Consider the following 8,570-nt stretch of genomic DNA (forward strand, 5'->3'; position numbering starts at 1 on the left):
TGATGGCCGGGCCGCTCCGCATCGCCTTCCTCGGCGAGTGCATGATCGAACTCTACGAGAAGCCCGGCGAAGCCCCCGGCACCATGCACCGGACGGTCGGCGGCGACACGCTGAACGCCGGCGTCTACTGCCGCCGTGCGCTCGGCAGCGACCCGGCGGTCGAGGTCCATTACGTCACGCGCCTCGGCGACGATCCATTCGGCCGCGAAATCCCCGCCTTCATCGAGGCGGAAGGCGTGCGGACCGACCATGTCCACCTCGCCTCCGGCGAGACGACCGGCCTCTACGCCATCAGCCGCGATCCGCACGGCGAGCGGTCCTTCGCCTACTGGCGCTCGACCGCCGCTGCACGGCGGCTCTTCACAGACGGGCGCGAAGACGCACTGGCCGACGAACTCGCCTTGTTCGACGCGCTCTACTTCACCGGCATCTCGCTGGCGATCCTGCCGCCCGAGGGCCGCCGGCGCCTGCTGGAGCTTGGGCAGCAGATGAAGGGGGCCGGCCGCATCGTCGGCTTCGACGGCAACTACCGACCGCGCCTTTGGGAAAGCGTCGACGCCGCGCGCGAGACGATCGCAGCCGCCCATGGCGTCGCGACGCTGACCATGCCCGGCCTCGACGACGAGCAGGCCCTCTACGGCGACCGCGATGCCCACGCGGCGGCGGAGCGTCTCCTCGCGTTCGGCGCTTCGGCAGCCATCGTGAAGTCCGGCGGCGAACCGGCCGTCGTCGCCGAGCCGGGCAACGTGCGCGAGATCGCCGGTCGCAAAGCCGAGCGCATCGTCGACACGACATCGGCCGGCGACAGCTTCAACGGCGCGGCGATGGCCGTGGTGCTGAAAGGCGGCTCGCTGGACCGCGCGGCCGAGGCCGGCCACCGCATGGCGTCGGCCGTGATCGGCGAATACGGCGCGATCGTCGGACGCGAGGCGACGGCCTGGCCGGACGGCCCCCTATCCTGAACTGAAAAGGGCGTGGGACCCATGGCCCCGCGCCCTTCGTCTTATCGGTGAGGCGTCACTCCGCCGCCTGCGCCACACTCTGGCGCGGCATGCCGCGCAGCACCTTGTCGAGCGTCATCGGGTAGTCGCGCACGCGAACGCCGCAGGCGTTGTAGATCGCGTTGGTCACGGCCGCGCCGACGCCGCAGATCGCGAGCTCGCCGATGCCCTTGCCGGCCAGCGGGCTCGCCGCGTGGTCGCGCTCTTCCAGCATGACGACCTCGAGTTGCGGCACGTCGGCGTTCACCGGCAGGTGGTATTCGGCGAGGTCGTGGTTGACCATCAGGCCGGTGCGCTTGTCGACGACCAGCTCCTCGGTCAGCGCCGTGCCGATGCCGAAGATCTGCCCGCCGTAGCACTGCGATCGCGCCGTCTTCTCGTTGAGGATACGCCCCGCCGCCGCGACGGTGAGAAGCCGTCGCACGCGTGTCTCGCCGGTATAGGCGTTGACCGCGACCTCGCAGAAATGCGCGCCGTAGCTCGCCTGATGGGTGTTCTTCGACGTCTTGCCCGGCTTGAACGTGCCGGTCACCACGATCGGTTCGCCAGCCAGAATGTCGGCAAGGCTGGTCTGGCGGTTGCCGGCGATCGCCGTGCCGTCCTTCAGCGTCACCTCGTCCGGCTTCACTTTCAGCTTCTTGGCGATCGCCTCGACGATGCCCTCGCAGGCGACGAAGACCGACGAGCCCGACGAATTGGCACCCCAGGAGCCGCCCGATCCCGGTGCATCCGGATCGTTGGAGTGACCGAGCCGCACCGAAACCTTCTCCAGAGGGAGGCCCAGCACTTCGGCCGCGATCTGTTGCAGGATCGTGTAGGTGCCGGTGCCGACGTCCGTCATGTTGGTCTCGATCAGCGCCTCGCCTTGGGGCGAGAGCGTGACGCGGGCCGACGACTGTTGGATCATGTTCTTGCGCGAGGCCGAGGACATGCCGATGCCGATCAGCCACTCGCCTTCGCGGCGGGTGCCCGGCTGCTTGTTGCGCTTGTCCCAGCCGAACCGCCGGGCGCCCTCGTCCATGCACTCGACGAGCTTGCGCGAGGAGAACGGCAGGCCGTCCTGCGGGTCGACTTCGGGCTCGTTGCGCTTGCGGAACTCAATCGGATCGAGGCCGAGCTTCTCGGCCATCTCGTCCATCGCATTTTCTAGCGCGAGCATGCCGACCGCCTCGCCCGGCGCGCGCATCGACGACGACAGGAGAATGTTCACGTCGGTCTTCTTGTGGGCGACCAGCCGGTTCTCGCCGCCGTAGAGGAAGACGGTGGAGATGCCCGCCGGCTCGAAGAACTCGTCGCCCGGCGTGTTGCTGGTGATCGTCTCGTGGCCGATCGCGGTGATCACGCCGTCCTTCGTGGTGCCGAGGCGCACGCGCTGGATCGTGTCCGAACGGCGCGAGGTCGCCTGGAACACCTGCTGGCGGGTCAGCGCGATCTTGACCGGGCGCCCGGTCTCCTTCGCAGCCATTGCGGCGAAGACCGACTCCGGCCCGATGCCAAGCTTGCCGCCGAAGCCGCCGCCGATATAGGGCGCGACGATCTCGACCTTGGACTTCGAGATGCCGAGCGCCTTGGCGAGCTGGCCGACATTGGTGGAGACGAGCTGGTAGCAGCCGTAGAGCTTCAGCTTGTCGCCGTCCCAATGGGCGACCGCCGCGTGCGGCTCCATCGCCGAATGGCTCTGGCTCGGCGTCGTGTAGGTCGCGTCGAGCGTGACGGCGGCCTCGCCGAACGCCTTCTGGAAATCGCCCTTTTCAGTGACCGTCGGCATGGCGCCGTCCGGCGGCACGTGGCTCTCGTCCTGAAGCGCGACAGGATCGAAGCGACCCTCCGCCTTCTCGTACTCGACATCGACGAGCTTGGCCGCGTCGCGCGCCACCTCGAAGCTCTCGGCCACCACGAGGCAAACCGGCTGGCCGTAGTGCGTCACCTCGCCCTCGGCGGGCTTGGGCGCCGGATCGTTCGGATCGGCGGAGGCGCGCGGGCTTCGCTTGTCGACGACGACCGTCAGGACGCCGGCCAGCGACTGCGCCCGCATCGTGTCGATCGACGTCACCTTGCCCGCCCCGATGGTCGACAGCACGATGTAGCCGAAGGCGACCTTCTCGCCGGCGAGGTTCTCGTAGGCATAGGGCGCGCGGCCCGACACCTTGAGCGGCCCCTCGAAACGGTCGACGCCCTTGCCGATGACGTTCTGGACGGCGTGGTCGAGACGCGTCTCGCCGATCGGCTCGTCCATTTTGTAGCTGTGGGTCGTGTCCATCAGGCGTCTCCGCGCGTGGCGTCGGCCAGGACCGCGGGAAGCGTCCGGCGCACCAGGTCGATCTTGAAGTCGTTGTCGCCGTAGCCCTTGGCGTCCTTCAGCAGAAGGTCGGCCGCCCGCGCGAAGACCACCTCGCCGGGCGCCTCGCCGATCAGCACCTCTTCCACGCCCTTCGATCGCCACGGCACCGTGCCGATCCCGCCGAAGGCGAGCCGCACATCGGCCATGCGCCCCTCCTCCATCCGCACGACGGCGGCGACGGAGAAGAGGGCGAAGGCGTAGGACGCGCGGTCGCGCACCTTGCGGTAGAGGTGGCGGCCCGCCAGCGGCTTCGGCAGCCGGATGCCGGTGATGAGTTCGCCGGCTTCGAGCGTGTTCTCGATCTCCGGCGTGTTGCCGGGCATGCGATGAAGCTCGGCGATCGGGATCGTGCGCTCAGAACCGTCGGCCTTGATCGTCAGGACCTCGGCGTCGAGGAGGCGCATCGCGACCGCCATGTCGGACGGGTGCGTCGCGATGCAGTGATCGGAGGTGCCGAGGATCGCGAGGATGCGGTTGAAGCCGTCGCGTCCGTCGCAGCCGGAGCCCGGCTCGCGCTTGTTGCAGCGGGCGCTGGTCTCGTAGAAGTAGCCGCAGCGCGTGCGCTGCAGGAGATTGCCGCCTGTCGTCGCCTTGTTGCGAAGCTGGCCGGACGCGCCCGACAGGAGCGAGCGCGACAGAACCTCGTAATCCCGGCGGATCCGCTCGTCCGCGGCGAGCTCGCTGTTCGAGACGAGAGCGCCGATGCGAACCCCCTCGCCGTCCGCCTCGATGCTCTTCAGCGGCAGGCGCGTGATGTCGACGAGCCGGCTCGGCGTCTCGATCTGCAGCTTCATCAGGTCGAGAAGGTTGGTGCCGCCGGCGATGAACTTGGTCGCGGCATCGGCTGCGACGGCTGCGGCTTCCTGCGTGCTCGACGCGCGCTGGTAATCGAAGGTCTTCATGCCGCGCCCTTTCCGTGGGCGTCGCGGATCGCGTCGACGATGTTGGGATAGGCCGAGCAGCGGCAGAGGTTGCCGCTCATGCGCTCGGAAATCTCGGCGTCGGTCAGCTCGACCTTGCCGTCCAGCGTCTCGGTGGCGTGGCTCGGCCAGTTGTCCTTCGCCTCGCCCAGCATGCCGACCGCCGAGACGATCTGGCCCGGCGTGCAGTATCCGCACTGGTAGCCGTCGTGGTGGAGGAAGCTCTCCTGCATCGGGTGCAGGTGGCCCGGCGCGCCGAGGCCTTCGATCGTGGTGATCTCGTCGCCCTCGTGCATCACGGCAAGCGACAGGCATGAGTTCACCCGGCGCCCGTTGATCAGCACCGTGCAAGCGCCGCACTGTCCGTGGTCGCACCCTTTCTTGGAGCCCGTCAGCGCGAGGTGATCGCGAAGGGCGTCGAGCAGCGACGTGCGGATGTCCACGTCGAGATCGTGCTCCGATCCGTTGACCTTCAATCGCATGGGCGTACCGCTCTCTGTAACGTTTCCAAGTTCGGAACGCAGTTGGAGCGGCTTGGATGCGCGGAAAGGAAGGGGACCGAGCTTTTTCGCGCGTCAGGCCGTCGCGGGCTGTCCGGCGGGTCGCGCGATGCGCCCGCCGGTCAGCGGCTCGGGCGCGCCCGTGGTCGACGGAAAGCTGATCGGAAGCCCGCGCAGCACGCGAACCGCGAGGAAGGCGAAGCACTCCGCCTCGATCGCGTCGCCCCGAAGGCCCAGCGCATCGGCATCGACCGTCTCGACGCCCGCACGCTTGGCGATCTCGCGCATCAGGACCGGGTTGCGCCGCCCGCCCCCGCCCACCACCAGCCGCGTCGGGCGCTTGGGCAAAAGGTCCAGCGCCTTGCCGATGGCCCCGGCCGTGAAGGCGGTCAGGAGCGCCGCGCCGTCCTCCAGCGACAGGCCGTCGGCCATGCGCGCGGTGAAGTCGTTGCGGTCGAGGGATTTCGGATAAGGCTCCGACAGGTACGGATGCTCGAGGAGCTTAGCGAGCCGCTCTTCATCCACATGGCCGGTGGCGGCGGTCAGACCGTCGCGGTCCATGTCCTGCCGGGCGCGGGCATGCATCCAGTCGTTCAGCGGCGCATTGGCCGGCCCGGTGTCGAAGGCGTGCATCTCACCGTCGGCCGACACCCACGTGATGTTGGCGACACCACCGAGATTGAGGAAGGCGGTCTCCTCGCCCGCGCCGATCCGCGAGAGGAGCGCCTTGTGGTAGATCGGCGCCAAGGGGGCGCCCTGCCCGCCGAAGGCGACGTCCCGGCTGCGGAAGTCGAACACGACGGGAATGCCGAGGCGGCGCGCCATCTCGTCGCCGTCGCCGAGCTGCCTCGTATCGCCGGGGCGCTCGGGCGTCGCCGCGCGATGCAGCACGGTCTGCCCGTGAAAGCCGACGACGCCGCAATCGACCGACGGAAGCCCCTCGTCCTCGAGGAAGGCGGCGACGGCGTCGGATTGCGCCGCCGTCAGCGCCTCTTCAGCGGTGTCGAAGATCGCGGGCTCCGGTCCCTCGAAATTCCAGCGAGCGGCCGCCGCCAGCGTTTCCTTCAGAAGCGGCCTGATGTCCTTCGGGTAAGGGGCCAGCAGCGTCGGGCCGAACTCGTGGATCGTCTCACCGTCCGTGCAGAGCATGGCGATGTCGACATTGCCGTCGAGCACCGTCCCGGTCATCAACCCGATCGCCCACATCGACATCGCATTCGTCTCCAAAGTCTGGCCGTTGGCGACTTGATCGCCGCGCTGCAAGGCTGTGGCATGCCTTGCCCGGCGCCAAGCTGACGGGCCGTCCCCCATCGCGCCCGTCAGGTCACGATGGCGCGATCCGTCACCCGCCGCCAGACGGCTCCGTCGCTGAAGGCGAGCACCGCGCCGCCCGCCTCGTCGGACACGAGGACGATCTGCCCACCGCCTGCCTGCGCATCGGGAAGCGCCGCCTTCAGATAGGTTGCGACACGCACCGCGCCACCCACGTCGAGCGCGCAGACCGGCTCGGAATCGTGCGCCACCGACAGAAAGCCGTCGGACGGGCGCGCCGCGAGCACCGGGCGGAAGCTCGCCCCGTCGGCGGACAGGCGGACCGCGAAGCGCTCGTCGCCGAGGAGGCCGATCTCCGCGCGCCCCGAAAAACCGGTCTGGAACAGGACCGACGCCACGCGGCCGGGCCCTTGCCGGTTGATCACCTTCCGGGCATCGCCCGTGCCGGGCGAGCGCGCGTCGAAGGTGAGAAGTTCGGCATCGGCCGCGACGGTCAGGCGATTTTCGTCCGTCGGCGCCGCGTTGATGCCGAGGCGATCGATCTCGCTCGCCGCGAACGGGCCCGCACCCCAGGCCTCACCGTCGAACAGCACCAGCGCGCGACGGTCGGCGACATAGGCGATCTGGCCGAGCACTGGCTGCATCTCGACGAACCCGCCGTTCTCGACCATCGCCAGCGCGCCCGGTCGCATCGTGCCCCAGCGCGCGCCTGCCGCGCCCGGCGGCAGGATGAAGAGCTCGCCTTCCCGAGCGTCCCCCGGTTCGACCGCGATCGTGTCGCTGACCACGGCGGTCTGGACCAGCACGTCGAGAAGCCGGAAGGCGTCGTTCAGCGTCAGGTGCCGCTGCGCCTGCTGGGGCATCAGCAGCGGAAGGGAAAGTCGGGGAGAGGTGGACATGGCCGCGCGTTCCTTCATCGGAGGAGGCGCAACCTTGGGCGCGGCGCGGTGGGGGCGGATAGACCGCGAGTAATTCGCCACCCTGATGAAGTTGCAAGAATCCCCCCAGCCTCGCGCAAGGATTGTGCCTGGAGCGCAACAGCGGTTGCGTGCAAAAAGTGCAGTTACACTTTTAAGTTGCACGCGACGGACCATCCGTGGATAGCTCGCTGCGTGGGGAAGGTCGGTCCTTCGGGAAAGTCCTCAAGAAGAAGTGGGTCGCCGTCAACGTCCTGGACCATGCGTCCGGGGCACGACGTTGCTCGCCCGGAATAAGGGGAAATATCCATGGCTGGTTCATCGTCCTGGATCTTGGGGAGCGTCGTCGTCCTGCAGCTTTTCGGCGGGGCGGCGGCATCGGCACAAAGCACGGCCAGTCCGGCCTCGGACTGGAACGGCAATTACAGCTTCAACTCGACCTCCGAAAAGAACCTCCGCCTCCTCCAGACCGACATCCTGCGCAAGAACGAGGAGGGTTACTACGAATCCCTCGGCAAGACGCAGATCACGTCCTTCAGCAACGTGCAGTACGGCGACCGCATCGAGCGCCAGACCAACGACACCAAGAACGAGATCGGGCAGCAGACGACGGCGATCGGCGCCGTCAACAACTCGACGAACAATACGAACGTCTCCGGCAAGAACATCAACGTGGTGAACAGCAACGAGGCACAGTCGACGGGTTGCCAGGACGGCAGCGTCTCGATCGACTCCGCCTTCCCCGGTTCGCCGACGCCCGCGTGCAACTGAGGCCAGCCATGGGGACCGCGTTCCTGTCCCGCGTCACCTCGGCCATCCTCGCTCTCGGCGTCCTGTCGGGCTGCGCCGGAGCGCCCGGCGTCGCGGGTTCGACGAGCAACGCCAAGCTGGTCCAGGGTCCGCCGATCAGCGACATCGTCACGCCGTTCGACAAGGCGCTGACCTGCCTCAACGGGCGGATCGCGCGCCAGCTCGTGTTCTCGGTCGGCGCGGTGCTCGACCAGACCGGGAAGGAAAGCTTCACGGACGGCGGCGTCGGCAAGTTCATCAGCCAGGGCGCGGGCGACATGATCCAGTCGGCGCTGTTCCGCGCCGGGGCAACGGTGGTGAACCGGCGCGACCCGCGCGTGGCGACGACCGAGGCGGAGTGGCGGGTGCGCGACCTGTCGCGGCAGATCCCGTCGAACTTCTACATCACGGGCTCGATCAACTCGCTCGACTTCATCCCCGGCTCGGGCGCCGAGGTCGAGGTCGCAGGCGTCGGGGCGCGGTATCGCCAGAACCGCATCCTGATCGGGCTCGATCTTGCGATGACCGACGCGAACTCGGGCCTCATCGTCGCGAACGTGCCGCTGCAGAAGCAGATCTTCTCGTCGGAAGCCGGGATCGGCGTCGGGCGCTTCATCGGCGACCAGCTGACCAATGTCGACTTTGGCGGGCGCGAGCGGGAGGCCATCCATTTCGCGCTGCGCCAGATGCTCAACCTCGCGACCTTCGAGCTGCTGACGCAGGTGATGAAGGCCGACAACTACGCCGAGTGCCGCACCTTCGTGGACCGCGCCCACGGCTATGTCGACCACACCAAGACGGCCGAAGCCGTGGCGGCGATGGAGAAGGCG

Annotated in this window: 8 protein-coding genes; 3 read left to right on the forward strand and 5 right to left on the reverse strand. The window is 68.3% G+C overall.

The features are described from left to right. Nucleotides 1-962: sugar kinase (locus QZ753_RS13450; protein ID WP_294644294.1), on the forward strand; the 962-nt coding region annotated here is incomplete at its 5' end. 55 nt (nt 963-1,017) lie between these two features. On the opposite strand, the gene QZ753_RS13455 is transcribed toward QZ753_RS13450, so the two are convergent. The 5 genes from QZ753_RS13455 to QZ753_RS13475 all read right to left on the reverse strand — a co-directional run bounded on the left by QZ753_RS13455 (nt 1,018) and on the right by QZ753_RS13475 (nt 6,933). Then, nucleotides 1,018-3,261 carry a xanthine dehydrogenase family protein molybdopterin-binding subunit gene (locus QZ753_RS13455; protein WP_294644295.1) on the reverse strand — a complete coding sequence of 748 codons (2,244 nt, stop codon included), beginning with the start codon at nt 3,259-3,261 and terminating at the stop codon, nt 1,018-1,020. After that, nucleotides 3,261-4,244: a xanthine dehydrogenase family protein subunit M gene (locus QZ753_RS13460; protein WP_294644296.1), complete on the reverse strand. Its 984-nt coding sequence runs from the start codon at nt 4,242-4,244 to the stop codon at nt 3,261-3,263. Before QZ753_RS13460 ends, QZ753_RS13455 begins: the two co-directional genes overlap by 1 nt. Then, on the reverse strand, nt 4,241-4,744 hold the full coding sequence (locus QZ753_RS13465; RefSeq protein ID WP_294644297.1) for a 2Fe-2S iron-sulfur cluster-binding protein: 504 nt from the start codon (nt 4,742-4,744) through the stop codon (nt 4,241-4,243). The genes QZ753_RS13460 and QZ753_RS13465 overlap by 4 nt, the downstream gene beginning before the upstream one ends. Nucleotides 4,745-4,837: 93 nt before the next feature. Then, nucleotides 4,838-5,974, reverse strand: a complete 1,137-nt coding sequence (locus QZ753_RS13470; protein ID WP_294644298.1) for an anhydro-N-acetylmuramic acid kinase — start codon at nt 5,972-5,974, stop codon at nt 4,838-4,840. Between the two features lie 107 nt (nt 5,975-6,081). Beyond that, a complete protein-coding gene (locus QZ753_RS13475; protein WP_294644299.1) occupies nt 6,082-6,933 on the reverse strand; it encodes a DUF2793 domain-containing protein in 852 nt (283 codons plus the stop codon). Between the two features lie 327 nt (nt 6,934-7,260). Here QZ753_RS13475 and QZ753_RS13480 point away from each other — a divergent pair, with 327 nt between their 5' ends. Further along, nucleotides 7,261-7,722: a hypothetical protein gene (locus QZ753_RS13480; protein ID WP_294644300.1), complete on the forward strand. Its 462-nt coding sequence runs from the start codon at nt 7,261-7,263 to the stop codon at nt 7,720-7,722. 8 nt (nt 7,723-7,730) lie between these two features. Then, the coding region (locus tag QZ753_RS13485) for a CsgG/HfaB family protein (protein WP_294644301.1) at nt 7,731-8,570 on the forward strand (840 nt) is incomplete at its 3' end.

The organism is uncultured Aureimonas sp., assembly GCF_913775355.1.
Taxonomy (GTDB): domain Bacteria; phylum Pseudomonadota; class Alphaproteobacteria; order Rhizobiales; family Rhizobiaceae; genus Aureimonas.